Below are 789 nucleotides of genomic sequence, written 5' to 3' on the forward strand. Positions count from 1 at the left end.
TTCGAGCATGCGTTCTCCTCAGAGGGTATTGTCTCAGCTCAAGCGCAGCTTCATGTGCCGATTCACGTCCTTGTAGAGCAGATAGCGAAACGGCCCCGGCCCGGCGGCGTAGCAGGACTGCGGACAGAACGCGCGCAGCCACATGTAGTCGCCGGCCTCGACCTCGACCCACTCCTGATTGAGATGGTAGACCGCGCGCCCCTCCAGCACGTAGAGCCCATGCTCCATGACATGGGTCTCGTCGAACGGGATCACCCCACCCGGCTGGAAGGTGACGATATTGACGTGCATGTCGTGGCGCACGTCCTGCGGGTCGACAAAACGGGTCGTGGCCCATTTGCCATCGGTGTCCGGCATGGCGATCGGCGCGATATCGTTCTCGTTGGTGACGAACGCCTCGGGCACGTCCAACCCTTCGACGCGCTCGTAAGCCTTGCGAATCCAGTGGAAGCGCACCGGTACGTCACTCTCGTTGCGCAATTGCCAGTCAGCGCCCGGCGGTAGAAAGGCGTAACCACCCGGCGCCATCGCATGCACCTGGCCGTCGAGGGTCAATGTCATCTCACCCTCGACCACGAACAGCACGCCCTCGGCACCGCTATCCGGTTCCGGTCGTTCGCTGCCGCCACCAGGGGAAACCTCCATGATGTACTGTGAAAAGGTCTCGGCGAAGCCGGAAAGCGGCCGCGAAAGTATCCACAACCGCGTCTTTTCCCAATGCGGCAGGAAACTGGTGACGATATCGCTCATCACGCCTTTCGGGATCACCGCATACGCCTCGGTGAACAC

1 protein-coding gene is annotated in these 789 nt (G+C 61.6%); it reads right to left on the reverse strand.

Translation table 11 applies throughout. The features are described from left to right. Window positions 1-33: 33 nt before the first annotated feature. Window positions 34-789: bifunctional allantoicase/(S)-ureidoglycine aminohydrolase (locus OP495_RS18555; RefSeq protein WP_280571255.1), on the reverse strand; the 756-nt coding region annotated here is incomplete at its 5' end.

It is taken from the genome of Chromohalobacter sp. 296-RDG (genome assembly GCF_029889885.1).
In the GTDB taxonomy this organism is placed as follows: Bacteria; Pseudomonadota; Gammaproteobacteria; order Pseudomonadales; family Halomonadaceae; genus Chromohalobacter.